Source organism: Providencia sp. Marseille-Q8014 (assembly GCF_965112055.1).
In genome coordinates this window covers 2,726,793-2,752,095 of the sequence record NZ_CBCOPT010000001.1, presented here as the reverse complement: position 1 = coordinate 2,752,095, position 25,303 = coordinate 2,726,793, and the positions used below count along the sequence as shown (strand labels likewise).

The following is a 25,303-nucleotide window of genomic DNA, read 5'->3' as shown; positions in this document are numbered from 1 at the left end:
ATTTACAATTGTATTTTTGAAGGAGTGGTTATGGCCGCTAAAGATCTGAGTTTTTTGGTAGTAGATGATTTTTCCACGATGCGACGTATTGTTCGTAACTTATTAAAAGAACTTGGCTTTAATAAAATTGAAGAAGCGGAAGATGGCATTGATGCCTTAGAAAAAATCCGTGCCGGACATATTGATTTTGTGGTTGCGGATTGGAATATGCCTAACATGGATGGCTTAGAGTTATTGAAAACTATTCGTGGCGATGAAGCGTTGAAACATATTCCTGTTTTGATGGTGACTGCTGAAGCGAAGAAAGAAAATATCATCGCAGCAGCCCAAGCGGGTGCGAGTGGCTATGTTGTGAAGCCATTTACCGCGGCGATATTAGAAGAAAAATTGAACAAAGTATTTGAAAAGATGGGATTGCAATAAACGCACCTGCTGAAGGAGAGTGTGATGACAGAACAAATAGTAACGGCGAGCAGTCCCACTGGTAATGACGATTTAAAACAGGTCATTACTCGGATTGGTACCTTGATGAGAACTTTGCGCGAAAGCATGCGGGAACTTGGCTTAGAAAAAAGTGTTCAGCAGGCTGTTGCTAGCATTCCTGATGGCAAAGACCGTCTACGCTATATTGCGCAAATGACGGCTCAAGCAGCTGAAAAAACATTAAATGGTATTGATGTAATCAAACCACTGCAAGCCCAGATGCATGACCAAGCGCTAGCATTGCAGCAGCAATGGAATGGTGTGACTAATAACCAAATTAGTGCTGAATTACAGCAATCTACGAATGATTTTCTCGGCCGAGTGATTACTGATAGTAATACGACTAAAGCAGAATTACTTGAAATCATGATGGCACAAGACTTTCAAGATCTGACAGGGCAAGTCATTAAAAAAATGATGGAAGTGGTCGAAGAAGCAGAGAAACAGCTACTCGCATTGTTAATGGAAAATACGCCACCAGAAATGCGAGTTAAACAGCAGAATGACAGCTTATTAAATGGCCCACAGATTAATAAAGACGGTGCGAATGTGATGGCATCACAATCGCAAGTCGATGATTTGTTAGATGAGTTAGGTTTCTAACTGGCGGTAGATCCCCCTTCAACTATGATGCAGGGGGATTTCATCATGTAGAGAATATGTCGCTCAAGTCATGAAACAGAGCACGCTATCGACCTATTACTTAGTCATGTTGATAGACTTCAACAATTTTGCCACCAAATGCTTCAGTAAATTGCTGAATGAAATCATCACTCATATCCCAACTATGAAAACTGAATCCTAAATCACCAAATGCCCATGGTGGGTCATAATGCCAGTCTGAAATAGGGGCGTGATAATCACAATTGACACATTCTAAATCATGAGGATGACCTTCGTACCAAGCCGTCACCGCATCGCTCCAACGTTCACTTTGCTCGCTTTGCTCATTTTTACACGTTGGGCAGTAGATACCCAGACCATTTCCTCCGGCATGGAAAACCGTACGCTCAGTGGTAATGGTTAAATAGTTTTTCAGTATGTTTTCGGGAAGTTGTGTCGGTACGATTTTATCATCAATCACATATAAGATGGGTTGTTTATACGCTGGCGTCGGGCGATACAACACTTCATCATCTTCTAGCTGCTGATAATCAGGGTCAATAATACCTTGTTGTTTTAACCAATTTAGCATGCGTTCCGCTTCTTTTTTGGCATCTTCAGCTAAAACCTCTGGGGCGACAAGATGGCAACTATCCATATCGTGGTGACCTTTAAACAAGAAAGTAGCTGATTAGCTTACCTTCTGACATGACCGAACAAAATAGGATTCGGTGTATTTATTTTGCAGTACTGATCATGCCTACGCTTAATCAGCATACTCAGGATTTTCGTCTTTATTTTTGTCATGTAATTTCGACATCTTTTTAATGCACGATGCCGTTATTTTTTGCGTAACGTTTCGCAAAATAGCTGAAATATTACTCAATGGGTAAATAACCCTAGTGAACGTCGTCTATTTTCTTGCATTGATTTTTTTACACTCTGTCATGCTATAGCCCAAACTTCCAATCTGCTGACCAGCAAGGAAATGGCGTGTCCGACGACAGTGATGTAGAAAAAACAGAAGAACCCACGCCCCATAAAAAACAGAAAGCAAAAGATGATGGGCAGATAGTTCGTTCAAAAGAGCTAAGTTCGCTAATGATGATGTTGGCGGGTATCAGCCTATTATGGCTAAGTGGTGGGCACCTTGCCGACGAGTTGCGGCAAATTTTTCGTCAAGGCTTTATTTTTGATGGGCACTATATACAAAACACCTTGTTGATGGTGAGTTACTTTGGACAAATGGTAGGGGAAGCATTATTTGCACTCTTACCTGTCATTGGCGGGTTGGCGTTAGTTGGTATTTCGGCATCTTCACTTGTTGGTGGCTTATTATTTAATAGTAAATTAATTAAATTTGATTTGAAAAAGCTTAATCCAATCAGTGGATTAAAACGAATTTTTTCGATGAACGCACTCTCTGAACTGTTTAAAGCAGTCCTAAAGTCGATGTTTGTTGGATTAGGGGCGGCCATTTTTTTATGGCAAAACTGGCCATCATTGTTGCATCTGGTAACCGAATCACCAGTAAGTGCGTTAGAAAACGCGATGTACAAGGTGATTTTTGCCGGCTATTTAATTGTATTTTTGCTGATCCCGATGGTGGCATTTGATGTGTTTTATCAGTTTCGCTCTCATTTGAAAAAATTACGAATGAGCCGTCAAGAAATCAAAGACGAGTTTAAACAGCAAGAGGGTGACCCTCAAATTAAAGCAAAAATTCGTCAGCAGCAGCGAGCAATAGCGCGTAATCGCATGATGGCGGATGTGCCTCAAGCCGATGTGATTGTCACCAACCCGACTCACTATGCAGTCGCATTAAAATACGATGACAAACATATGGGGGCGCCGAAAGTATTGGCAAAAGGCGCTGGCGTGTTAGCGCAACGCATCAAAGAAATCGGCCAAGAGCATCGAATTTTACAGCTAGAGGCTCCCCCATTAGCACGGGCTCTCTATCGCCATGCTGAAATAGGGCAAAGCATTCCTGTCGCACTGTATGCTGCGGTGGCAGAAGTCTTAGCATGGGTTTACCAACTGCGTCGCTGGCGGCGTGAGGGTGGATTAAAACCAAGAAAACCGAAAAATTTACCAGTGCCACCGGCGCTGGATTTTGCTGGAGAAAACAATCGCGATGGCTAATTTGGCTGCATTATTAAAATTGCCTAAAAATTTACAGGGTACACAGTGGCAAATTCTTGCTGGTCCAGTGCTTATCTTACTTATCTTATCAATGATGGTACTGCCGCTACCGGCCTTTATTTTGGATTTGCTATTTACCTTTAATATCGCGCTATCCATTATGGTGCTATTAGTGGCAATGTTCACCAAGCGTACACTTGATTTTGCCGCTTTCCCAACCATCTTACTGTTCGCGACATTATTACGTTTATCACTGAATATCGCCTCAACACGTATCATTTTGCTGGATGGCCACACCGGTCCTGATGCGGCAGGGCGTGTTGTTGAAGCCTTCGGTCACTTCTTGGTCGGCGGCAACTTTGCGATCGGGATTGTCGTTTTTATCATCTTAGTGTTGATTAACTTCATGGTGATTACTAAGGGGGCTGGACGAATCGCTGAAGTCGGCGCACGTTTTGTACTCGATGGTATGCCTGGCAAACAAATGGCCATTGATGCGGATTTGAATGCGGGAATTATTAATGATGATGAAGCCAAAAAACGTCGAGCAGAAGTCACTCAAGAAGCTGATTTTTATGGTTCGATGGATGGTGCGAGTAAATTTGTGCGTGGAGATGCAATCGCGGGGATCATGATCATGGTGATCAACGTCGTTGGTGGACTGATAATAGGTGTTGGGCAACATAATATGACGCTAGGTGATGCAACCAGTGCTTATACGTTGCTGACTATCGGTGATGGCTTAGTGGCTCAGATCCCTGCTCTGATTATCTCCACTGCCGCGGGGGTGATTGTGACTCGTGTGGCGACCGATGAGGATGTGGGTGAGCAGATGGTCACCCAATTATTTAATAACCCACGAGTTATGTGGCTCAGTGCAGGGGTATTAGGGTTAATTGGCTTAATCCCAGGCATGCCAAACTTTGTTTTTTTACTGTTTACGGTGGCGTTAGCTGGATTGGGTTGGTATTTAGTACGTAAATCAAAACAGCCTGAAAACCAAACTGAGGATGGTCAACTCAAACAGTTTCAAGAGGCAAATAAAGTCGTTGAAGCGACGTGGGACGATGTTCAATTAGAAGATTTGTTGGCAATGGAAGTTGGCTATCGGTTGATCCCTTTAGTGGATAACGACCAACAAGGCGAATTGCTTGGACGTATTCGTGGGCTACGCAAAAAATTTGCTCAAGAGGTGGGGTATTTGCCTCCAGTTGTTCATATTTGCGACAACTTAGAGCTTTCCCCTTGTGAATATCGCATCCTTATCAAAGGTGCGGAGGTTGGGCGCGGTGAAGCTCAACCAGGGCGTAGTTTAGCCATTGACCCCGGTAATGCAGCAGGCACCTTACCTGGTGATGCGACTAAAGAACCCGCCTTTGGTCTGCCAGCTGTGTGGATTGATGATGATTTACGTGAACAGGCTCAAATTCAAGGATATACCGTTGTCTCCGCGAGTACGGCTGTGGCGACGCACTTTAATCAAATTCTGCTACAGAACTCCAGCACATTGTTTGGTCGTCAAGAAGCTCAATTGCTGTATGACCGAGTGAAAAAAGAGATGCCGAAGTTGGCTGATGACCTGATCCCTGACACCATTTCTCTGACAATACTGCATCGTGTATTGCAGAATTTATTGGCGGAGGAGGTGATGATCAGAGATATGCGGACGATCCTTGAAACACTCGCTGAAATGGCAGGTGAAAATGGTGAGCAAAAAGATACTGACTATTTAACATCGCAGGTGCGTATCGCGCTAGGACGAGCAATAACCCAACAGTGGTTTGGTCATGCAGAAGAAATTCAAGTGATTGGATTAGATGCCGGTCTTGAGCAAATTTTATTACAGGCGGCAAAAAATGGCGGCGGGTTAGAGCCTAACTTAGCACAATTTATTCAAAATCAGGCAGAAGAGGCGATAAGGCATCAAGAAGCCATGGGAGCCCCGACGGTATTGTTAGTTAACCATGGCTTACGTTTGATTCTTTCTCGTTTTTTACGTCGAAGCTTGCCACAGCTGGTCGTGATGTCAAATCTTGAACTAAATGATCGTCGTAAAATTCGTATGACATCCATGATCAGTGGCAGCTAAATCCGTTTATGAAAGCGATGAGTATTTAATAAAAGAGTACGATGCCTTATTGGGTAATCCAGTCAGGCATCACACACTGTCCGCCATGGCATTTTTATCTTTGGATAAAAGAATAACCTCCCCATAATCATTGCCTATCGATATCACACAGCTATCACTGGCAGAAGACATAAAAAACGCAACGTTGATGTTTGATAGAAACGCTTTTGTGACGTTGATGATGTCACGTTGAATTCTAATGGCTTGAAACATACCAACAGTTATATCACCAATAGGTATGATGCCAATTGGATCATTATTATGTTTTGTGGCTGCTGGCTGTTGTGAAGTTATAGAATAAGATGCTTGGATGAGTCATCTATTACTATTGGATAGATCTAGTTGCCCAGCGAAAGGGCGAGATTGGTTTAACCAATGATATGCCTTAAATGATAGCTTCTCTTTTATTGGCTCGTAAACGCGATGATGATGGGATGCGACGATAATAAAAATAAATGATTCTTCAATGATATACCGACTTTAGCTAGCGAGTCATAATTGACCAGTATATCACTGAGATTAAATAGAGATTTTCTTCCCTAAAACAGGGCGTTTCTCTTCTAAACCATCCGCACCATAAGTTGATTGATTATTATGCTTTTTGACAAAAGCAAGTCGCTGATTATTCAGTTCAATGTGCAACTGCAACATTTGGTGGTTACGGTAATTAAGCTCTTTTAACGTCGTTGTTAGCGCTTTAATTTCAGCCCATAGATGATAAAGAGCAGGATGTTCATCATAAGGTGCGGCAATACCAAGTTCTTGCTCAAGACGTAACCGATTTGTTTCACCATGGCCTATCGTGGTGACTAAATAGCGTTTTTGCTCAGTCGCTTCCTGAAAAGGTGAAGGTGGAACACGGTGGTAGCCTAACAACAGCTCTTCATTCTTCATCACAATTTGTAATGACTGCAAATGTGTTAGCTGTTGTTCCAATAATATTAATAATTCGTCGTTCATATTAACTATCTTATTTCATCGCCAGCATACATTCATGGGCATCGCGTAAAATACCGTCAGCAATTTTTCCTGCATCCATTTGCAATGTTCCCTCTTTAATGGCTTGCTTAATTCTTTCAACCTTTTCACTATTAATATCGCTCGCCTGAGGCTGGAGTAATTTCTTTTTGAGTTCACTTGGTGAAAAAGTACTTTCTTTGACTGATTCGGCTTCTGAGACTTTTTTCTCGCGAAGTTGTGCCGCAGGATCTTGAGGGTCACGGTTTGTGACTTGCGTTAACGCTGAAATTGCAGATGTTTGCTCAATAGCCATAGTGTTTTTCCTGTTCCGATATTTTTATGAATGGAATATCGGCATTAATTACGAGTTCTTTAATGTTATGCTTATCTTTAAGACAATTCTAATATTTGAAATGATGCCGCTACTATTCATTATTAGCGGGTACATACTATATATTATGTTATTGAATCTCAATTAAAATTTGCTACTTGAGCGCTATCTGAACACTGCCATTTTCGAGGGCCGAGCCATTCACAACTTGGCCGTTAATGAGACGCACGCGTATATTTTCACCTATGGCAGCATTATTGATGGCTCGTCCTTCATATTTCACAGAAAAATGATTTCCATTGGCAAAAACATAGACGTTTTGTCCTGCTTTAATAGCCCATGGTTTACGCATCATGGATTGCGTCAGCGTCTGTCCTGCATTGATATCACGTAGTGCGATACTATCGCGTATTGCGACTTTATCATTTATCGTGCCAGAGGGTAATTTGTGTAATAACCCCTTTTTGGTCCCGATATCAACAAATTCAATTTTTTCACCACGGGTGATATTGCGTGTTGCAACATGGTACTGCCCTGTGACATTAACGGTTAATTGGATAAATTGCTTCTTTTTACCGCACTGTACAGGTAATGAAATATTTCCCATATTTCGCCTACCGACGGGTGGGAAAATGTGTGGTTTTTCACAATTGGGCCAACGTTCTATTGGGGTTTTTATCTCAATAGAAACTTGATTAGGTTTTGTGTGTATTTGGCGAAAATAGTCGTTAATGTCTTGAGGTAAAGAGGCTTCAGCGGTGGCTGTCAGTAAAATTAATGTACTGAATATTGTTGTTTGAAAACCATTCATCGAACTGGCACCTTATCAACATACACTTTTTAGTTGCTCGCATTCTACGCATGCCATCAATATTGAATGGGGCAAATAGGTCAATAATTTTGCCTTTATCCTGCCATTAGATTTTTTGTCATACCGCTAATATAAGCGCGTCGAATTTTAAATTTCAGCGTTTTCTGCATTGCTATTCTTTGAAGAATCGCGTTGGCGAATGACGTGACATATTCCAGCTTATTTAGAGCGATAAGATTGAAACGCTAGGTAAGCACATATTTATCGAGGGCGAACATGATTGATAAATTAAATGCCACATTTGCTTTTCAGCAGCAGGCATTATCAATACGCGAGGCAAGACAAACTGTATTGGCCGCAAATATTGCGAATGCGGATACACCCGGATATCAGGCGCGAGATATTGATTTTAGTCGTCAGTTACAACAGGCGGTCGATCGCGCAGGGATCAACGGTAAAGGTGTTGCGCTTGCAGTGACAGCAAAGGGCCATATAGAAGGCCGAGGCATGAAAGCCCCCGCTCTTGATCTTAAATATCGTGTGCCATACCAAACGTCAATGGATGGTAATACGGTTGATATGGATATAGAACGCAGCCAATTTGCAGATAATACCTTGAAATATCAGGCAGACCTGACATTCATTAATAGTCGCGTTAAAAGCATGTTGGCCGTGCTACAACAAGGGTAATGATTATGGCTTTATTAAGTATTTTCGATATTTCAGCATCTGCATTGACGGCTCAATCACAGCGCCTCAATGTGAGTGCCAGCAATATGGCTAACGCAGAAAGTGTCGTTGGCCCTGACAGTGAACCTTTCCGTGCGAAACAAGTGGTCTTTCAAATGTCGCCTCAAGGTCGCAATGAAGTCGGTGGTGTGCGAGTCAGCCAACTGATTGAAGATCCTACACCGCCACGTATGGAATATAAGCCCGGTCATCCATTAGCCGATGAGAAAGGTTATGTACGTATGCCTAATGTCGATATGGTTGGTGAAATGATCAACACGATTTCTGCTTCCCGTAGCTATCAAGCGAATTTAGAAGTAATGAACACCGCGAAAACGTTGCTTCAAAAAACCTTAACCATAGGCCAGTAACGAGGAAGCAAAATGGGCATTGCAGCCACAATGTATGATTCTTTGGATAATACAACGACTGGCCCTGAGCCATTGAAAAGTAATATTCCAACAAAAAGTCAAACAGATGATATGCGTGACACATTTTTAAAAATGATCGTGACGCAGATGCAAAATCAGGATCCCACCAAGCCGATGGAAAACACGGACTTGACGAGTCAACTTGCCCAAATTGCAACTCTCGAAAGCATGAATAAGTTGAGCGATAAAGTCAGCGGGATCTCAAGTCAAATCGGTTCAGGTCAATCGTTGCAAGCAACCCAATTAGTAGGAAAAGGGGTTTTGATACCGCGTAATGAAATTGTGCTTGCACCGCTTAAAAAACAAGAAAGTGGTGAAAATAGCGATATTTCTAAGCCAACAAATCCTCTACCTGATGATGAACTCAACCGTAGTTTGTCGGTGTTAAATGATAGTGGTGATGAGAGTGAGGTATCTCAAGACGATTACATTTCTTCACCATTTGGTTTCTTCCTACCTAAACACGCAGACAGCGTTGAGATCACCATTCGTGACAAAAATAGGGCAGTGGTTCGTACGATTTCTTACGAAACAGAAGTAAAACCCGATATTTACGATATGTCGTGGGATGGCCGTGATAACAACGGTCAATTAGTTGCAGATACTAAAAGTAAATATTTCTTTGATGTAAAGGCCATTAAAAACGGTGCTGAGATAGAAGTCACTAAGCTGGGTTATACCCGAGTGAATGGTGTCACACCGGGCACTGATGCGCCTTTATTGGATGTTGGGATAGGGCAGAGTGTGCCACTTAGCAGCATTTTTAAGGTCTACCCATCATCTTAATTTTATTCCCCAAACCGTCATGGAGAACACATGTCTTTTTCACAAGCAGTTAGTGGCTTAAATGCCGCCTCAGCGGGGCTTGATACGATTGGTAATAACATTGCCAACTCCGCAACCAATGGTTTCAAAGGGGCGACCACCTCTTTTGCCGATATGTTTGCCGGTTCAGGCGTAGGTCTGGGTGTTAACGTTGCGGCAGTCACTCAAAATTTTAAAGATGGTCCAATTACTCGGACGGATAGACCGACAGATGTGGCAATTTCTGGTAATGGCTTTTTCCGAGTTCAAAATCAAAACGGCGATATCTTTTATAGCCGTGATGGACAATTTACGCGCGATAAAAGCGGTAATCTGGTGAATAACCAAGGAATGATTATTACGGGTTACCCAGCGGGTTTAGATGAAAATGGCAATATCGTTGTTCAAAGCGGTGGCGTACCTCAAGGATTAAATATCCCAACGGATATGATGGATGCAAGAGCATCTGATACGGCAAAGCTCACTATTAATCTAAACTCCGAAGATAAAGTTAAATCAAAACCATTTGATGTTAATAACCCTGATGACACAGGAAGTTATAACTTTAGTACCACAATGAGTGCCTTTGATAGCCAAGGTAACACCCATGAAATTTCAGTTTATTTTGTTAAAACGGATGACAATAAATGGACGGCTTATGGAAGAGACTCAGGCGATAAGGTGGCGAAAAAATTAGGTGACCTAGAATTCGATGGTAATGGTCGCTTAGCCAGCCCAACGAATGCCGTTTTTGCATTTGATTACAACGGATTGAATGGCGCTAATGATGGCACATTGCAGGTTGACTTAAATAAAACTCGTCAGCAAAAAGTCAGTGAATCTTCTGTCAGTGCTATTGATGTTAATGGCTATCCTGCCGGTGAGTACACCAATTTTAAAATAGAAGACAACGGTCTGATTGTTGCTAACTACTCAAACCAACAAAAGCGAGTGGTTGGTCAAGTGGCCCTGTCTGCTTTTGCTAATCCAAGTGGTTTAGTTTCACAAGGCGGTAACGTGTGGGCATCATCAAATGCGTCAGGTAACCCAATGGATGGCGTACCGGGGGTTGGTCAATTCGGGAAATTGACGAGTGGAGCGTTAGAGTCTTCTAACGTTGATATGAGCCAAGAGCTGATCAATATGATTGTGATGCAACGTAACTACCAATCGAACGCGCAGACAATCAAAACCCAAGATCAGATGCTGCAAACGATGGTTAATTTACGTTAATAGTAGAGGGTGGCCATGGATCACGTCATTTATACCGCAATGGGTGGAGCTCGACATGCGCTTGAAAACCAAGCGATTGTTTCTAACAACATTGCGAATGTTTCTACCTCTGGTTTTAAAGCACAGTTAGCGGCGATGCGCGCTGTTCCGATTAATGGTGATAGCGAGCAAACACGTACGTTAGTCGTTGCTTCAACGCCAGGCGCTGATATGAGCCAAGGGCCGCTTAATTATACCGGCCGGCCGATGGATGTTTCATTGAACGATAAGCATTTCTTAGCGGTTGAACTTGCTGATGGCAGTGAGGCTTATACACGTAACGGGAACATCCAAATTTCATCTGAGGGTGAGCTGGTGATTGGTGAACACCGTTTACAAGGTGATGGCGGGCCAATTAACGTTCCCCCAAATGCTGAATTAACCATTGGTGAGGATGGTACGGTCACCGCGCTACTCGCCACCGATCCGCCAACCATGTTAGGTCAAATTGGTCGTTTGAAAATTGTGGAAGCTCAACCTCAGGATTTGCTACGCGGTGAAGATGGATTATTTCATCTCTCACCACAGGCAATAGCCGCGAATGGTGATGTGCTGGCACAAAGTGAACGAGCATCACTCACATCGGGAGTGATTGAAGGCAGCAATGTTAATGCGGCTGAAGCTATGGTGTCGATGATCGCCAATGCGAGATATTTTGAAATGCAGATGAAAGTGGTACGTAGTGCGGATGAAAATGCACAAAAAGCCAACCAACTGCTTGCCGTTAGCTAATTTTTAGTAAGGAATCACCATGATCCGTTCTCTATGGATTGCGAAAACTGGGCTTGATACCCAACAAACCAACCTTGATGTTATTTCCAACAACTTGGCAAACGTCAGTACTAATGGTTTTAAACGTCAGCGTGCTGTATTTGAAGACTTGTTATATCAAAATGTTCGTCAACCGGGGGCAATGAGCTCAGAGCAAACGTCTTTGCCATCGGGGTTACAATTGGGTACGGGTTCCCGTCCTGTCGCAACAATGCGTATACATAGCCAAGGTGCGTTGAATAAAACAGGGAATACCACGGATATTGCGATTAAAGGGCAAGGTTTTTTACACGTGCAGATGCCTGATGGTAGCGACGCTTATACCCGTGATGGCGCTCTACAGCCTAATCAGGATGGCCAATTAGTCACCTCCAGTGGTTACCAGATCGTGCCGGCAATTACCATCCCAGATAATGCAAATAGCCTTTCTATTGCCTCGGACGGTACCGTTTCAATCACAGTTTATGGTGATAACCAACCACAACAAATTGGGCAAATCACACTGACAACCTTTATTAATGATGCAGGCTTAGAAAGTATGGGGGAAAACCTCTATATGGAAACTGCCAGCTCAGGCGCTCCAAATGAAAGTGCGCCGGGCACTAACGGTGCTGGCTTGCTGTATCAACATATGCTGGAAACCTCGAACGTTAACGTTGCAGAGGAGTTAGTCAATATGATCCAAACTCAACGTGCCTATGAAATTAACAGTAAAGCGGTTTCTGCTTCTGACCAGATGCTGCAACGTTTAACACAACTTTAATTTGATGGAATAGCAATCCAGTACAAGCTAAATGGCAATTTGCGGATGATTGCAGGTTGTCATTTGGCGAATGAGAGGGAATTCAACGTGATGATAAAACAGATACAGCAGCTAAAGAGCACCATGATGATGAAAAGCGGTATTGTCCCTCAAAATAAGGAAAATTCATTATTTTCACCCAGTAAGGTTCTCGTGCTGACATTGGTATTCGCTATCAGTGGCTGCGCTTATGTCAAACCTCGTCCTCTGGTGGATACGCAGACAAGTGCGTTACCGACAGCACCGACCGCACCTGCACCTAATGGCGCCATTTTTCAAAGTGCACAGCCTGCATATTATGGCTATCAGCCACTGTTTGAAGATAGGCGGCCTCGTAATGTGGGGGATATTTTAACGATTAACTTGCAAGAGAATGTTAGCGCCAGTAAGAACTCATCGGCCAATGCGAATCGTAGTGGCAAAACAGGTTTTTTAGCCGCCATTTTACCCGGTTTTATGCAGGGCTGGTTAGGGGGTAGCAATACCGAATTGGATGTGAAAGGAAGTAGCGATTTTACGGGGAAGGGAGGAGCAAATGCTAATAATACATTTAAAGGCACAATCACCGTCACGGTCGATCAACTCTTAGCGAATGGCAACTTACATGTTGTTGGTGAAAAACGCATTGCTATCAATCAAGGTACAGAATCGATTCGCTTTTCGGGTGTTGTGAACCCTCGAACAATTGGTGCGGATAATAATGTCAGTTCCACACAAGTGGCGGATGCACGTATTGAATATGTCGGTGATGGTTATATTAACGAATCACAAACCATGGGCTGGTTGCAACGCTTTTTCTTAAATGTTTCGCCTTATTAAGGTGAAAATTGAGCTGTAAACTCGTAGAGATAATCGAATGAATAAATTAGTGACCCTTCTGCTGACACTACTCTGTGTGTTTGTTGCCCCCGTTAATGGTGAGCGCATCAAGGATTTAACTACGGTGCAGGGTGTGCGTGATAACGCGTTAATTGGTTATGGATTGGTGGTCGGGCTGGATGGCACGGGTGACCAAACCATGCAAACGCCATTTACCACCCAAAGCTTGAGTAACATGTTATCTCAGATGGGGATCACGGTTCCTCCTGGCACCAATATGCAATTGAAAAATGTGGCGGCCGTTATGGTCACCGCTAAATTACCGCCTTTTGCTCGTTCTGGTCAGTCACTCGATGTTGTTGTTTCTTCAATGGGGAATGCGAAAAGCCTACGCGGAGGAACATTGCTAATGACGCCTTTGAAAGGGGTTGATGGACAAATTTATGCGATGGCACAAGGCAACATTTTAGTCGGGGGAGCAGGCGCCAGTGCGGGGGGGAGTAGTATCAAAGTTAACCAATTGGCTGGTGGGCGGATCACTGGAGGAGCCACGATAGAACGTGAACTCCCAACGAGTTTCGGCCAAAATGGTGTAATCAATCTACAACTTAATGACGATAGTTTCACATTAGCTCAAGATATTAGTGATGCGATCAATCGGTTACGTGGGGCAGGCACAGCAACACCATTAGATTCTCGCACAGTACAGCTACGTGTGCCGATGACGAATAGTGAGCAAGTACGTTTTCTTGCACAAGTCCAAGAGTTGAACGTTCGCACGCCGATTGCTGAAGCGAAAGTTATCCTTAACTCGCGTACAGGTTCAGTCGTGATCAATCGCAGTGTGACATTAGAAAGCTGTGCCGTGGCACATGGCAGCTTATCTGTGATGGTTGATAGGCAAACGCAAGTAAGCCAACCGGACACGCCGTTTGCTGGCGGACAAACCGTAGTGACGCGTAATACGAATATCGGCCTTCGTGAGCAAGGTGGCGCGCTACAAAAAGTGAACGCAAGTGTACAGCTGAACCAAGTCATACAGGCGCTGAATACTTTAGGCGCAACGCCAACAGATTTAATGTCTATTTTACAAGCGATGGAGAGCGCGGGTTGTTTACGTGCTAAGTTGGAGATCATCTAATGAATGATATGCAACTCATGCAAGGTGCGGCATTTGATTTGCAGTCGCTCAGTAGCCTAAAACGTGAAATTGCTGATTCCCCAGATAAAGGGTTACGTCAAGTCACCCAACAACTGGAAGCGACATTTGTGCAAATGATGTTGAAAAGTATGCGTGATGCGCTACCTCAAGATGGCTTATTTTCCAGCGATCAAACACGCATGCTGACCAGTATGTATGATCAACAAATTGCTCAAGATTTGTCGAATAAAGGATTAGGGTTCGGCGAAATGATGTATCAGCAGTTAAAACAAACTCAAGGTGAGACTTCCTCCCCCGAAGAACCAATAAAGCCATTCAGTATGGAGAGTAAGTTACTGGATTCGCTGCCTAATCCAGCAATGGCTCAAATTGTACGCCGTTTTGCGCCATTAGGTGATGCATTGTCATCACCAATGGGAAAAGTCAAATCCCTCTCGCTAAATAGCCAAAACTTTATCAGTCAGCTTATTGAGCCAGCCAAAGCCGCGAGTCAAAAAAGTGGTATATCGCCTCTGTTAGTGCTTGCTCAAGCCGCGCTGGAAAGTGGTTGGGGTCGCAGAGAAATTTTAACGGCAGAAGGGAAAGCCAGTCATAACCTATTCGGTATTAAAGCAGGGAAAAGCTGGCAAGGACCTGTGACTAACATTATGACGACCGAGGTGATTAACGGTAAAAGCATGAAAATGCGTGATAATTTTCGCGTTTATGCTTCTTATGAAGAAGCGATTGCGGACTACATTAATTTACTCACCGAAAACCCTCGTTATCACAGCGTTAAGCATGCGCAATCACCGGAAGTTGCGGCACGCCGTTTACATCAAGCCGGTTATGCAACAGACCCTAACTACTCGGATAAGTTAATTGCTTTGATTAACCAAATTCGTAGTCATCATGGGGTCGATAAAACAGCCTCGAAAGCGGTTCAAGCGTATACCGTCGATCTCAGTGATATTTTTTAATTTTTTATTAGAAAGGTGCCTTAAGCACTAAATGTTTACGGCATTTTTCCGATAACTAAAGCAATGAAAAAATTTGGGTTGATATTGCGACGGTTTCATCGATAAGCCATGGCGATAAGCACCAGATAAAGGAAAAGCTTATGCTGAATAATGTAATGAATAATGCGCTTAGTGGTGTGAATGCGGCACAAGGTGGGTTAAGTGTTATTTCTAATAACTTAGCTAACGCTGGTGTCGGTTATTATCACCGCCAAAGTGCTGTTTTCGGGGAGAATCCCGGCACAATGACACCTAACGGCTATTTTGGTAACGGCACCTATTTCAGCCATGTTCGCCGCGAATTTGATGAGTTTATCAACCAGCAATACGGTCAATCACGGGCTCGTAGTGGTGAATATGAGGCTTATGCGAAAAACAGTAGCCAAGTTGATGATTTGCTCACTAATGATATCGAAGATATTTCCAGTAATATCGGTAGCTTCTTTACTGCTCTTGATGCTGCGAGTAGTGATGCGAGTGATAAGACACTGATTGATGTTTTTTTGGGTAAGTCAAATGCATTAGTTGGTCAATTTAAAGAAGCAAATCGACGACTGCAAGACATGGAGCGTGATGTTAATCGCCAAATTGAAACTAAGGTGAGAGACATTAATACCTATGCGGAAAAAATCGCAGGTCTGAACCAGCAGATTGCTCGAGTACGCTCTGTGAGTGGTTCCGAACCGAATGACCTGCTTGATGTACGTGATCGCTTAGTCAGTGAAATTAACTCATTAGTTGGTGTAAAAGTCATCGAACAAAATGGGAATTATAACGTTACCTTCGCAAATGGCTTGCCATTAGTCACAGGGGAACACGCTAACCGTTTAGAAGCGGTTCCGTCCTCACAAGATGATAGCCGTTTCAGTATTGGGTTTGTGGGAGCGAATGGGCAAGCGCGAGAAATTCCGGATGATGCATTTCGTGGTGGCGAGCTCAGTGGTGTTTTACGTTCACGCAAAGAAGTTATTGATCCTGCTTATCAAAAAATCAATAAATTAGCATTGGTCTTTGCGAGTAAATTTAATGAGATCCATCAAAAGGGCTTTGACGCTAACGGCAATACAGGTAAGGACTTTTTCGAAATTGGAAAAGGGAATGTCGTCAGCAATACCTTTAATCGGGGCCAAGCGGATTTCGATTTTCACTACAGTGATGTCTCTCAAGTGACGGGTAATAATTATGAGATGCGCTTCGATGGTAAAAATTGGGATGTCACAAGGTTACCAGAAGGGACTAAAGTCACTGTGGATACGTCAACCGCGGATACACTGAAGTTTGATGGTATTACGTTGAAGATTAGCAATAATAATGCACAAAGTGGTGACGCATTCTTAGTAAAACCAGTCAATGGTGTCATCAACGGTATGCAGACGTTGGTGAGTGAGGCGGCAAATTTTGCTGCTGCGGGCAGTAAAGGTAGTGGCCCTGGTGATAATGAAAATTTAAAAGAGCTAGTAAAACTCCAAGATCAAAAATTAGTGGGGGGAACATCGACATTCTCAGATTATTACGCCACTATCGTCAATGATGTTGGTAACCAAACAAAGCAAGCGCAAATTGATTCCGAAACACAAAATAAAATGACAGAAAGCTTCTATGAGCAGCAGCAGGCTATTTCTGGCGTCAATATGAACGAAGAAAGTATTCAGATGCAAAAAATCCAACAGTTTTTTAATGCCAATGCACAGGTACTAAAAACCGTTGATGACCTGTTCAATGCCTTGATGAGAGCGTTCTAAGTTTCAGTGAATTAAAAAGGATTCTATTATGCGTTTAAGTACTAATATGATTTATCACCAACGTTTGCAAGACATGAACAATGCACAAGCACGTTGGATGGATGCAGGCAGTCAATTAGCGTCGGGAAAACGAGTGAGTAAGCCATCGGATGACCCTCAAGCATCCTCACAGGCGGTACGAATTAATCAGTCAGAAAACCGTAATCAGCAATATGTCGCAAGCCGAGGGTTTGCAAAAACCGGTATGTTGTTGCAAATGAGTATTTTGACTCAAATGACGGATATAACAACTCAGATCGATACAACTATTATTCAAGCTTCCAACCAAGCCAGTTTAAGCGATAGCGATAGATTATCTCTTGCAGAACAATTAAGTGGCTTAAAGGACCAGTTGGTTGCTTTGGGTAATACAACCGATGGTAATGGCCGTTATATTTTTGCTGGTTTTAAATCGGATAAGCCCCCATTTGAGGTCGATGCAAGTGGTGAAGTGATCTATAAAGGCGGCGATAAAGCGATTATGCAGAATGTATCGAGCGATCGCGAAATGACAACCTATTTCACTGGTGCTCAAGTATTTACAACAGATAGCACGAATACGGTTGAGGTGTTTAAAAGATTAAATGCAGGTATTGCTGCATTGAAAACACCACAAGAAAATGCGACTCAAGCTGAGCGAGAGGCTGCTCAAAAAGCATTGGGTGAGGCGAACTCAGCAATTAAATCGGCGTTAGATAAGATTTCAAACATTGAGGCTAAGCAAGGGTTGCAATTGCAAGAAATTGATAAGTTAGATTTCCTTGCAGATACGCGCAGTATTCAAAATAGTCAGCGTATGAGTAATTTGTTAGATACAAATTGGACAGGGGCAACATCAGACTATTATAAAGAGATGGCAATGTTCCAAGCGTCTCAGGATATTTTTAAAGATTTAAATAGCATGTCACTGTTTGGCGGTCGCTAATTTATTAGCCAGCTTCAATTGGGTTGAGGCTGGCTAATTGGTTTACCCACTTCTTTTTCCCTCTTGTTCATATTTTTCCTATCAAACCATTGTATTTTTCTTCGTATGTTTTACCCTTTATTTACCTTTTTATTTTTGCTCTTTAAAAATTTCTGATAAAACAAGATGTTACTAAGGTAGTAAAAAAAGAAGGTATTTAGCCAATAATTAGCTTAATTTATTGTTGTCTAACGCATTTTATTTGCTAGGCTATCGTTTACTGCCGTATAGGCAGCTTAGAAATATTAATGCCATCTGGAATTACAATACCTCCAGTTTACTGCCGTATAGGCAGCTTAGAAATTGCAAATATATCCTTTGGTTAAATCACATAAGTTCACTGCCGTATAGGCAGCTTAGAAATGTCGATTGAGGCGTTGACCCTGCTGTAACTTGTTCACTGCCGTATAGGCAGCTTAGAAATCACGAAATCGACGCTATATATTAATGAATAATTAGAATACTTTTATAATGAATAGGTTTTAGTCGGAGATATAGAGGTTAATATATATTAATAAGAGTGATCATTTCAATTATTAGATACTTTATCTCTATCAATATTTGATTTGGCATGTTAAGGCGAGTGTGTTACTTTTATCAATACTTAACGTGATATGTTGAAATTAATTTATGTGGTTTTATTGATATTCAAAATAATACATTTAAGTCGCTTTTTAAATGTTTCTCGTTAACTATTTATTATATATGTTAATTTTACTGATATCTTATCAGCTTAGAAATCGATGATTTTACTGTTAACGTTCACTGCCGTACAGGTAGATTAATACATAAACCATATCAAGGTGATAGCTATTATAGGCTTGTTAGCCTTTAGCGAGATGAACAAATGATGATTTATCAACTGATATCAATTATAGGTATATGGTTATATGTTTAATGACTGTTGTTTTTTATAATTTTAACCTCGATAATTTTACTGTTAATATGGATTTTTTATTTACTAAGGTATATTAAGGACTAATTATGTTTATTGAAATAGTTATTATAACAAAGCACCTTAAGTTAAGGCTGCTGTTTAACTTACTCTTATTAATGTTTAAATGAAATATAGGTGTGCAAATAAGTAGTTATATGCGGTACTACTTATTTTAAAATTATTCATCTGTATTATTTATCCAGAAAATAACCCAAACATTAATGAAAGCTGTTCAAAAGCTTGGTGGATAAGGCGTTCACTATAACGCGGTAAAATTGAAATAATCAACCCGAGCATGCTAATACCAATCGTGAGTGTCAGTGGGAAACCGACCACAAATACAGAAAGTTGTGGTGTCATGCGATTCAGAATACCCAGTGCTAAGTTAAGAATTAAAAATAGCGTAATAAATGGTAATGCCAACATTAACCCATTGATAAAAATGCTATTGGCAAATTGCACCAATGACCAAAATCCATCGCGATTTAGAGGCGAAACCTGAATTGGGATCAGCTCAAATGAATGAACAAGAATATAAATCAACCATAAATGTCCATCAAATGAGAGAAATAACAACAGCATAATCAGATTTAGAATTCGACCTAAAATGGGCATATTAGGGCCACCTGTAGGGTCGAAAAAGGTGGCAAAAGATAATCCCATCTGTAAACCAATCACTTCACCTGCATGGCGTACAGCAGCAAATGCCATCTGCATGGTTAAGCCTATAGCAACGCCAATAACCAGCTGTTGCACTATCACCCATAAGCCCATTGCTGAAAATAATGGAATATTCACGACAGGAAGTTGAGGCGATACGATCAAAATCACAAAAAAAGCTAATATCACTCTGACTTTAGTAATCGATTGTTTTTCATTAAAAAAGGGCGCTGTACCGAACAGCGCTAAAAGGCGTATGAAAGGATAAAAGCCTTGGCTGAGCCAGAGAGTGAGTGTTTCACTAGTCATCGTTAACATGATTAGCCAATGATGAATGGTAAATTACTGAATAGGGTGCGCATATAGTCCAGCAATAAATTGAGCATCCATGGACCCGCAATAATAATGACAGCAATAACAGAGAGAATTTTAGGAATAAATGATAGGGTCATTTCATTCACCTGTGTAGCCGCTTGCAGCAAGCTAATGATCAACCCCGCGAATAGTGCAGCGAGCAATAATGGGGCGGCTAACATTAAAGCAATCTTCATCGCTTCGGTACCCATTGCCATAACTGATTCAGGTGTCATCGTTATTCCTTATTTAAATAACTCAATGAATAAATGATGTTTATTGCTAATTAAAAAAGCTTTGTGATAAAGAACCGAGTAATAACTGCCAGCCATCCACTAAAACAAATAACATCAATTTAAATGGCAACGAAACTGTCGCAGGTGGAACCATCATCATACCGAGCGCCATCAAAACACTAGCAACCACTAAGTCTATGATTAAAAATGGAATAAAAATGGTAAATCCGATTTGAAAAGCGGTTTTGAGTTCGCTGGTAATAAAAGCCGGCACCAAAATTCGCATAGGAACATCTTTAGCTTCTTGGATATCACCGACTTTTGCTATTCGAGCAAACAGAGCTAAATCAGTTTCACGGGTTTGTCCTAGCATAAAGGTACGAAATGGGGCGGTTCCCCGTTCTAAAGCCGTTTCTAAACTGATCTTATCTTCACTAAACGGTTGATAAGCTTCGCGATAAGCTTGGTCTGCAACAGGTGACATCACAAAAAATGTCAGAAAGAGCGCAAGTCCTAATAACACTTGGTTTGGTGGCGCTGAAGGGGTACCAAGAGCGTTACGTAATAGACCTAACACAATGATAATGCGTGTAAAGCTGGTCATCATTAACAAAAGTGCAGGAATAAAACCAAGCAAAGTTAAAAAAAGTAGCGTTTGAACGGGCAATGACCAGCTTTGACCCCCATCAGGTAGCGTTTGACTCATGATGGGAGGCAAAGCCGCCAGAGCGTGTGTTGGTAGTATGAATAATAATGAAGCGATCACAGTGGTAGATTTCAAAGGGAACATGTGTGCTTCCAATTATTGACAAGAGGAGATGTTGGAGGCCGCTTGCTGAGCGGCTTCTTGTTTTTTCTTCAGAAGAGACTGAAATGTCAGTGGTTCAGTCACCGATGTTAACGTTGTTGCTTGCTTAGCAGGGCATTGATGCAACAAATTCACGGATTGTGCAGTAACACCTAACACTAACCATTCATTATTTATCTCAACGACCACAACACGCTCTTTATTACCGAGTGAACAGTGACTTTTCACGTTCACTAATGGGTTTTTACCAAAACTTTTTGGGGCAAAACCGATTTTTTTTACCAACCAAGCGCCAGCGAGTATCAATAAGATGATGCCGCCTAAAGCGCCTGAAATTTGCGCTAAGCTGTCACTGTTGCTAATTGCCGGGGGCGTTTGGCTGCTAGGCTGTTCTGTGTGGCTAATAAATGGTGTTGTTTTCATGTCACTCCCCATTGCCATATTAACGACTTAAACGGCGCATACGTTCCGATGGCGTAATAATGTCGGTGATGCGAATACCATAGTTATCTGACACCACGACCACTTCACCTTGGGCGATTAAATAGCCATTAATGAGGATATCCAAAGGTTCACCCGCTAATCCATCAAGCGCAACGACAGATCCTTGCGATAAACTTAATAGCTTCTTGATCGTCATTTTGGTACGCCCTAATTCGACTGAAAGACGAACGGGGATATCCATAATCAGGTTAATATCAGACAGCTGATTGAGTGCATTTTGGCCATCGAGATTTGCAAACGCCTGTGCACCGGCAGAGGCGGATTCCGCTTTCTTTTGTTGCTCTAATGCCTCAGCCCATAAATCTTCACTGTCGTGATTGGTTGATGCATCAGGAGAATTTTTCGCCTCACTCATTGGTACTTTCCTCATCTAGAGTGTTTAAAACAGGGTTAATCAAATGTTCTACACGCAATGCATATTGGCCATTTTGCGCGCCGTATTGGCTGGTTAATACTGGCACACCATCAACGCTCACGATGAGGCGATCTGGCTTCTCGATAGGAATAACATCCCCTTTTTGCAATTGCAGTAAGCGAGATATTCGTAATGGAATATCGACAAAATTCGCGACGAGTTCTAACTCAGAACGTTTGACTTGTGTGACTAAATTACTCACCCAAGCCTCATTTTCTTGGTGGCCTTGCTCTACTGGCGGGTTAATTAACCGTTCACGTAAAGGTTCTATCATGGCGATAGGAATACAAATACTAAATTCACCGATGGTATTGCCGATTTCAACCAAAAAGGGGGTTGTCACCACAATGTCATTCGGTGACGTTGTGATATTGGTGAATTTCACCTGCATTTCCGAGCGCACATATTCCACATCAATATCTGCGATAGGTTTCCAAGCATCGCGATAAGCGCTAAGCGCTAGCTTTAGCATTCGGTTGATGATGCGCTGTTCAGTATTGGTGAACTCCTTACCTTCTGAACGAACGGGAAACCGGCCATCACCACCAAACAAGTTATCGACAGCGATATACACTAAGGCCGGCTCAAAAGTGAATAAAGCCGTACCGCGCAAAGGCGGCATATGAATCAGGTTCAAGTTAGTAGGAACTGGCAAGTTACGAGCAAATTCATGATAAGGCTCGATCTTTATTCCCCCAACAGTAATATCCGGGCTACGGCGTAACATATTAAACAACCCCATCCGAAATTGACGAGCAAAGCGCTCATTAATAATTTCGAGAGATTGCATGCGTTCACGAATAACGCGACGTTGCGTATTTGGGTCGTAGGGACGAATGTGTTCTTTGTCTTTCGATTGTGTCGCTGATTCATTCGACGCCGGTGCGTCATCATTGAGCAACGCATCGATTTCAGCCTGAGATAAAATATTATCGCTCATCTGAATTACCGTAAAATAAATGTCGTAAATAGTACGTCTGTGATTTGCTGATCTTTTTCACCAGGGATCATCGTCGGCGACAAAGTGTCTTTAATAGATTGCATTAATTGCAATTTACCTTCATGACTACTGAGGACTTTTGATTTTTGTTCCGATAGCAGTAATAGCAGTCGGCTACGTACTTCGGGTAAGTAGTCATGCAGTTGCTTACGTGATTTTTCATTGCCTAAACGTAATGTAATATTGATATACAACACACGGTCAGGGGCTTCATTGAGGCCGGGAAGATTGACCGTAAAAGGTTCTAAATCCATAAAAATAGGTTGGCTAATGTTAGATGGGGTGTCTTCTTCATTTGCTGATTTTGCTATCTGCTGTGTTGTCCACCATGTATAACCACCAAAACCTACACCGGCAATGGCAAGAAGGGTAAGCAGTACGAGCAGCCCTTTATTTGAACTTTTAGATGCATTGCTTGAAGACGACATGTTAGCAAAATTCCTATTTATGAAGACCAAACCCAACATGGGCTTTTTATTTTGTATCTTTAGCATTATGGCTTGCTTGAGCCAGACTAAAGGGGGGAAAAACGAAACAAAAAGGGGGTAACTCGACGCTTTAAATAGGAAATCACCACCTCTTGTTTAAAAATTAAGCGAATGTGTCGATTCCTCCTCGAGAGTGAGCAATCGAGGTAATATGCGTGGCGGTTACCGAGTCACTATTCACAACGCCTCCCACAGAATGGCGGGTATGAAGTTGGTGTTCATGGCTGTTTTGCGAATGTGCATCTGAGCCATTTTGATCACTAAAGTTATCTTGCCCAACCGAACCTTGAGCAAGATGAATGCCACTTTCCTGCAACGCATTACGTAGCATCGGCATCATCGTCTCCATGGCGGCCCGTACGTGGCTATGTGGCGAAACAAAATGCATTACCGCTTGGTTATCTTCAATACGCAGATGAACATTCAAGGAGCCTAGCTCTTCTGGATGTAAACGTATTTGCGCATGTGAAATACCTTGGCGTGAGAAAAACAACATGTGTTGGTTTAATTGCTGTTGCCATGCGTCACTCCCTAAAGGCACAGCGGATGGCATTGGCACAACAGGCATATTGGCGGAAGCTGCATGTGAGTTAACGAGTGGTGCTGCCAAATTGACAGTTGTGCCTACCACGGTTTGTGTTGGTGTCACCTGAAAGGAACCATTCTCCACAGTTGATGTAAATGCTCCTTTGATATTTTGACTGTTATCCATAACGGAGACGTTTTGTGTTACAGAAAGTGGGTCTTTATCAGCCAGTTTTTTATTTAATGGCATAAAGTCGTGAGTTAACTCTTTAGCCGGTATTTCGCGTTTATCGTTAAGGGAAAATAGCGGCTGGTCTTTACGTTCTTGTTTCTCGTTTTTAATAAATGCCGCGATTGATGTCGACTCCTCATCTTCAGCTAGCTGCATTTGTGCACGAAAATCAATGCTCTCATCAGCGTCGGGGTTAGCGACCAATTGGCTATTGAGTGGTGATGTTTTTTGCGCAAAAGGCACTAAAGCTGAACGATGACCATCGGCAAACTTCGTGGATACCGACGCAAGCGCTTGCTGATTTAAATCACTTTTTAGGTTGGTTAACCACACTTGTTCGACAGCATCTGCTTGGTTCAGTAACTGTGCCTGTAACGCCGGTTGGTTCGCTTCGTTGCGTATGTGGCGGCTATAATTGAGCTGGTCAATCGCGTGTTCAGTTTTATCCTTAATCGGTGAGGTATCACGCTCAGCCGCTGCTGTCGGCGTATTTGTCGACACCGAGGTGCTGTTAGGCGCATTTTCTAACGTAGAATAATTAGTCGATGTTTTTTGTGGCGCTGGCTGCTGGTTATCCAACACGGCTTGAAAAGGCACCGCAGGCGCTTGGTTATCCTCAAAACGCGGCTCGTTTTGTTGTGCGTTACCGATATTTTTACTGTTTGTGATGGCTGCCTTGGCGGCGTTATGCGTATTGACGTCCATTTATTGGTTTCTCCGTAACGTTGCACGTTGAGCATATTCATCCATTTGCTTTTGCTCTAATCGGCTTAAGCGCTGATTTTTAGTCTGCTCAGCACGTTGAATTAAAGTATCGAAAGCATTGACCCGCTGTTGTTTTTCCTGCCAGTGACGGTTTGCTTCATTGACACGTTGTTCCCATAGGGATAACTGTTGCTGCTGTTGCTCAATTGTCAGCTCTAATGTCACTAAAAACTGTTGATAGTTTTGCCATTTATCGGCATCTATTCCGCTATGCAGTGTCTGATTGAGCTTTTGTCGGTACTCAGTCTGATAGTTTTCTAGCATATTGAGTTGTTGAGTCATCTGTACTTGCGTTTGTCTAACTTGGGCTAAAACCTTTGCGGCTTCCTCAGAAGCCTCAATAGCCAAACTCAATAATGTAGTTAACGCATTGTTTTTACTCATC

The 25,303-nt window shown here is 42.3% G+C and carries 28 protein-coding genes; 15 read left to right on the top strand and 13 right to left on the bottom strand.

Annotated elements, in window-relative coordinates; all coding sequences use genetic code 11:
* The first annotated feature begins 30 nt into the window (after nt 1–30).
* Both cheY and ACWPW6_RS12190 read left to right on the top strand, forming a co-directional pair.
* The gene (gene cheY / locus ACWPW6_RS12195; protein WP_154622969.1) at nt 31–423 is read left to right on the top strand and encodes a chemotaxis response regulator CheY; all 393 of its coding nucleotides are present in this window, start codon (nt 31–33) and stop codon (nt 421–423) included.
* Nucleotides 424–447: 24 nt separating this feature from the next.
* The gene (locus tag ACWPW6_RS12190) at nt 448–1,086 is read left to right on the top strand and encodes a protein phosphatase CheZ (protein WP_154622970.1); all 639 of its coding nucleotides are present in this window, start codon (nt 448–450) and stop codon (nt 1,084–1,086) included.
* A gap of 100 nt (nt 1,087–1,186) precedes the next feature.
* Here ACWPW6_RS12190 and ACWPW6_RS12185 read toward each other — a convergent pair whose 3' ends face one another.
* The gene (locus ACWPW6_RS12185) at nt 1,187–1,744 is read right to left on the bottom strand and encodes a hypothetical protein (protein WP_154622971.1); all 558 of its coding nucleotides are present in this window, start codon (nt 1,742–1,744) and stop codon (nt 1,187–1,189) included.
* A 335-nt stretch (nt 1,745–2,079) separates the two neighbouring features.
* Between ACWPW6_RS12185 and flhB the strand changes: the two genes are divergently transcribed.
* Nucleotides 2,080–3,231, top strand: coding sequence for a flagellar biosynthesis protein FlhB (gene flhB, locus ACWPW6_RS12180; RefSeq protein WP_163862351.1), 1,152 nt, complete (start codon nt 2,080–2,082; stop codon nt 3,229–3,231).
* Nucleotides 3,224–5,320 carry a flagellar biosynthesis protein FlhA gene (gene flhA, locus ACWPW6_RS12175; RefSeq protein WP_154622987.1) on the top strand — a complete coding sequence of 699 codons (2,097 nt, stop codon included), beginning with the start codon at nt 3,224–3,226 and terminating at the stop codon, nt 5,318–5,320. The genes flhB and flhA overlap by 8 nt, the downstream gene beginning before the upstream one ends.
* 558 nt (nt 5,321–5,878) lie before the next feature.
* On the opposite strand, the gene ACWPW6_RS12170 is transcribed toward flhA, so the two are convergent.
* The 3 genes from ACWPW6_RS12170 to flgA all read right to left on the bottom strand — a co-directional run bounded on the left by ACWPW6_RS12170 (nt 5,879) and on the right by flgA (nt 7,461).
* Nucleotides 5,879–6,319 (bottom strand): flagella synthesis protein FlgN, encoded by a 441-nt coding sequence (locus tag ACWPW6_RS12170; protein WP_154622973.1) that lies wholly within the window; start codon nt 6,317–6,319, stop codon nt 5,879–5,881.
* A 10-nt stretch (nt 6,320–6,329) separates the two neighbouring features.
* Entirely contained in the window at nt 6,330–6,632 is a 303-nt protein-coding gene (gene flgM, locus ACWPW6_RS12165) for a flagellar biosynthesis anti-sigma factor FlgM (RefSeq protein ID WP_154622974.1), read from the bottom strand.
* A 172-nt stretch (nt 6,633–6,804) separates the two neighbouring features.
* Nucleotides 6,805–7,461 carry a flagellar basal body P-ring formation chaperone FlgA gene (flgA, locus tag ACWPW6_RS12160; RefSeq protein ID WP_247047025.1) on the bottom strand — a complete coding sequence of 219 codons (657 nt, stop codon included), beginning with the start codon at nt 7,459–7,461 and terminating at the stop codon, nt 6,805–6,807.
* Between the two features lie 276 nt (nt 7,462–7,737).
* On the opposite strand from flgA, the gene flgB reads away from it, so the two are divergent.
* From flgB to flgL, 11 genes are all read left to right on the top strand, one after another.
* Complete coding sequence (gene flgB, locus ACWPW6_RS12155) at nt 7,738–8,151, top strand: flagellar basal body rod protein FlgB (protein WP_154622976.1); 414 nt, start codon at nt 7,738–7,740, stop codon at nt 8,149–8,151.
* A 5-nt stretch (nt 8,152–8,156) separates the two neighbouring features.
* Complete coding sequence (gene flgC / locus ACWPW6_RS12150; RefSeq protein WP_154622977.1) at nt 8,157–8,561, top strand: flagellar basal body rod protein FlgC; 405 nt, start codon at nt 8,157–8,159, stop codon at nt 8,559–8,561.
* 12 nt (nt 8,562–8,573) lie between these two features.
* Entirely contained in the window at nt 8,574–9,407 is an 834-nt protein-coding gene (locus ACWPW6_RS12145) for a flagellar hook assembly protein FlgD (RefSeq protein ID WP_154622978.1), read from the top strand.
* Between the two features lie 30 nt (nt 9,408–9,437).
* Nucleotides 9,438–10,658 (top strand): flagellar hook protein FlgE, encoded by a 1,221-nt coding sequence (gene flgE / locus ACWPW6_RS12140; protein ID WP_154622979.1) that lies wholly within the window; start codon nt 9,438–9,440, stop codon nt 10,656–10,658.
* A gap of 15 nt (nt 10,659–10,673) precedes the next feature.
* Entirely contained in the window at nt 10,674–11,429 is a 756-nt protein-coding gene (locus tag ACWPW6_RS12135; protein WP_154622980.1) for a flagellar basal body rod protein FlgF, read from the top strand.
* Between the two features lie 19 nt (nt 11,430–11,448).
* Nucleotides 11,449–12,231: a flagellar basal-body rod protein FlgG gene (gene flgG, locus ACWPW6_RS12130; protein ID WP_154622981.1), complete on the top strand. Its 783-nt coding sequence runs from the start codon at nt 11,449–11,451 to the stop codon at nt 12,229–12,231.
* A 90-nt stretch (nt 12,232–12,321) separates the two neighbouring features.
* Nucleotides 12,322–13,089, top strand: coding sequence for a flagellar basal body L-ring protein FlgH (locus ACWPW6_RS12125; protein WP_375097498.1), 768 nt, complete (start codon nt 12,322–12,324; stop codon nt 13,087–13,089).
* A gap of 37 nt (nt 13,090–13,126) precedes the next feature.
* Nucleotides 13,127–14,230, top strand: a complete 1,104-nt coding sequence (locus ACWPW6_RS12120; protein ID WP_154622982.1) for a flagellar basal body P-ring protein FlgI — start codon at nt 13,127–13,129, stop codon at nt 14,228–14,230.
* On the top strand, nt 14,230–15,210 hold the full coding sequence (gene flgJ / locus ACWPW6_RS12115; protein ID WP_163862343.1) for a flagellar assembly peptidoglycan hydrolase FlgJ: 981 nt from the start codon (nt 14,230–14,232) through the stop codon (nt 15,208–15,210). The genes ACWPW6_RS12120 and flgJ overlap by 1 nt, the downstream gene beginning before the upstream one ends.
* Nucleotides 15,211–15,350: 140 nt before the next feature.
* Entirely contained in the window at nt 15,351–16,991 is a 1,641-nt protein-coding gene (gene flgK / locus ACWPW6_RS12110; protein ID WP_249999004.1) for a flagellar hook-associated protein FlgK, read from the top strand.
* 28 nt (nt 16,992–17,019) lie between these two features.
* A complete protein-coding gene (flgL, locus tag ACWPW6_RS12105; protein WP_154622985.1) occupies nt 17,020–17,955 on the top strand; it encodes a flagellar hook-associated protein FlgL in 936 nt (311 codons plus the stop codon).
* Between the two features lie 1,171 nt (nt 17,956–19,126).
* On the opposite strand, the gene fliR is transcribed toward flgL, so the two are convergent.
* The 9 genes from fliR to fliJ form a co-directional block, all read right to left on the bottom strand.
* A complete protein-coding gene (fliR, locus tag ACWPW6_RS12100) occupies nt 19,127–19,909 on the bottom strand; it encodes a flagellar biosynthetic protein FliR (protein ID WP_154623806.1) in 783 nt (260 codons plus the stop codon).
* 2 nt (nt 19,910–19,911) lie between these two features.
* Nucleotides 19,912–20,181 carry a flagellar biosynthesis protein FliQ gene (gene fliQ / locus ACWPW6_RS12095; RefSeq protein WP_163862337.1) on the bottom strand — a complete coding sequence of 90 codons (270 nt, stop codon included), beginning with the start codon at nt 20,179–20,181 and terminating at the stop codon, nt 19,912–19,914.
* A gap of 46 nt (nt 20,182–20,227) precedes the next feature.
* Nucleotides 20,228–20,971, bottom strand: coding sequence for a flagellar type III secretion system pore protein FliP (gene fliP, locus ACWPW6_RS12090; RefSeq protein WP_154623804.1), 744 nt, complete (start codon nt 20,969–20,971; stop codon nt 20,228–20,230).
* Between the two features lie 12 nt (nt 20,972–20,983).
* Nucleotides 20,984–21,412 (bottom strand): flagellar biosynthetic protein FliO, encoded by a 429-nt coding sequence (gene fliO, locus ACWPW6_RS12085; RefSeq protein WP_154623803.1) that lies wholly within the window; start codon nt 21,410–21,412, stop codon nt 20,984–20,986.
* A gap of 19 nt (nt 21,413–21,431) precedes the next feature.
* Nucleotides 21,432–21,848 carry a flagellar motor switch protein FliN gene (gene fliN, locus ACWPW6_RS12080; RefSeq protein WP_154623802.1) on the bottom strand — a complete coding sequence of 139 codons (417 nt, stop codon included), beginning with the start codon at nt 21,846–21,848 and terminating at the stop codon, nt 21,432–21,434.
* Complete coding sequence (fliM, locus tag ACWPW6_RS12075) at nt 21,841–22,848, bottom strand: flagellar motor switch protein FliM (RefSeq protein WP_154623801.1); 1,008 nt, start codon at nt 22,846–22,848, stop codon at nt 21,841–21,843. The genes fliN and fliM overlap by 8 nt, the downstream gene beginning before the upstream one ends.
* A gap of 5 nt (nt 22,849–22,853) precedes the next feature.
* Nucleotides 22,854–23,336: a flagellar basal body-associated protein FliL gene (gene fliL / locus ACWPW6_RS12070; RefSeq protein ID WP_163862334.1), complete on the bottom strand. Its 483-nt coding sequence runs from the start codon at nt 23,334–23,336 to the stop codon at nt 22,854–22,856.
* Between the two features lie 163 nt (nt 23,337–23,499).
* The gene (locus ACWPW6_RS12065) at nt 23,500–24,858 is read right to left on the bottom strand and encodes a flagellar hook-length control protein FliK (protein WP_249999002.1); all 1,359 of its coding nucleotides are present in this window, start codon (nt 24,856–24,858) and stop codon (nt 23,500–23,502) included.
* On the bottom strand, nt 24,859–25,302 hold the full coding sequence (gene fliJ, locus ACWPW6_RS12060) for a flagellar export protein FliJ (protein ID WP_154623798.1): 444 nt from the start codon (nt 25,300–25,302) through the stop codon (nt 24,859–24,861). It lies immediately after the preceding gene.
* Nucleotide 25,303: the final 1 nt, after the last annotated feature.

Coding starts and splice junctions, on each gene's coding strand:
- cheY (WP_154622969.1), top strand. CDS start 31: ATGGCCGCTAAAGATCTGAGTTTTTTGGTAGTAGATGATTTTTCCACG.
- ACWPW6_RS12190 (WP_154622970.1), top strand. CDS start 448: ATGACAGAACAAATAGTAACGGCGAGCAGTCCCACTGGTAATGACGAT.
- ACWPW6_RS12185 (WP_154622971.1), bottom strand. CDS start 1,744: ATGGATAGTTGCCATCTTGTCGCCCCAGAGGTTTTAGCTGAAGATGCC.
- flhA (WP_154622987.1), top strand. CDS start 3,224: ATGGCTAATTTGGCTGCATTATTAAAATTGCCTAAAAATTTACAGGGT.
- ACWPW6_RS12170 (WP_154622973.1), bottom strand. CDS start 6,319: ATGAACGACGAATTATTAATATTATTGGAACAACAGCTAACACATTTG.
- flgM (WP_154622974.1), bottom strand. CDS start 6,632: ATGGCTATTGAGCAAACATCTGCAATTTCAGCGTTAACGCAAGTCACA.
- flgA (WP_247047025.1), bottom strand. CDS start 7,461: ATGAATGGTTTTCAAACAACAATATTCAGTACATTAATTTTACTGACA.
- flgB (WP_154622976.1), top strand. CDS start 7,738: ATGATTGATAAATTAAATGCCACATTTGCTTTTCAGCAGCAGGCATTA.
- flgC (WP_154622977.1), top strand. CDS start 8,157: ATGGCTTTATTAAGTATTTTCGATATTTCAGCATCTGCATTGACGGCT.
- ACWPW6_RS12145 (WP_154622978.1), top strand. CDS start 8,574: ATGGGCATTGCAGCCACAATGTATGATTCTTTGGATAATACAACGACT.
- flgE (WP_154622979.1), top strand. CDS start 9,438: ATGTCTTTTTCACAAGCAGTTAGTGGCTTAAATGCCGCCTCAGCGGGG.
- ACWPW6_RS12135 (WP_154622980.1), top strand. CDS start 10,674: ATGGATCACGTCATTTATACCGCAATGGGTGGAGCTCGACATGCGCTT.
- flgG (WP_154622981.1), top strand. CDS start 11,449: ATGATCCGTTCTCTATGGATTGCGAAAACTGGGCTTGATACCCAACAA.
- ACWPW6_RS12125 (WP_375097498.1), top strand. CDS start 12,322: ATGATAAAACAGATACAGCAGCTAAAGAGCACCATGATGATGAAAAGC.
- ACWPW6_RS12120 (WP_154622982.1), top strand. CDS start 13,127: ATGAATAAATTAGTGACCCTTCTGCTGACACTACTCTGTGTGTTTGTT.
- flgJ (WP_163862343.1), top strand. CDS start 14,230: ATGAATGATATGCAACTCATGCAAGGTGCGGCATTTGATTTGCAGTCG.
- flgK (WP_249999004.1), top strand. CDS start 15,351: ATGCTGAATAATGTAATGAATAATGCGCTTAGTGGTGTGAATGCGGCA.
- flgL (WP_154622985.1), top strand. CDS start 17,020: ATGCGTTTAAGTACTAATATGATTTATCACCAACGTTTGCAAGACATG.
- fliR (WP_154623806.1), bottom strand. CDS start 19,909: ATGTTAACGATGACTAGTGAAACACTCACTCTCTGGCTCAGCCAAGGC.
- fliQ (WP_163862337.1), bottom strand. CDS start 20,181: ATGACACCTGAATCAGTTATGGCAATGGGTACCGAAGCGATGAAGATT.
- fliP (WP_154623804.1), bottom strand. CDS start 20,971: ATGTTCCCTTTGAAATCTACCACTGTGATCGCTTCATTATTATTCATA.
- fliO (WP_154623803.1), bottom strand. CDS start 21,412: ATGAAAACAACACCATTTATTAGCCACACAGAACAGCCTAGCAGCCAA.
- fliN (WP_154623802.1), bottom strand. CDS start 21,848: ATGAGTGAGGCGAAAAATTCTCCTGATGCATCAACCAATCACGACAGT.
- fliM (WP_154623801.1), bottom strand. CDS start 22,848: ATGAGCGATAATATTTTATCTCAGGCTGAAATCGATGCGTTGCTCAAT.
- fliL (WP_163862334.1), bottom strand. CDS start 23,336: ATGTCGTCTTCAAGCAATGCATCTAAAAGTTCAAATAAAGGGCTGCTC.
- ACWPW6_RS12065 (WP_249999002.1), bottom strand. CDS start 24,858: ATGGACGTCAATACGCATAACGCCGCCAAGGCAGCCATCACAAACAGT.
- fliJ (WP_154623798.1), bottom strand. CDS start 25,302: ATGAGTAAAAACAATGCGTTAACTACATTATTGAGTTTGGCTATTGAG.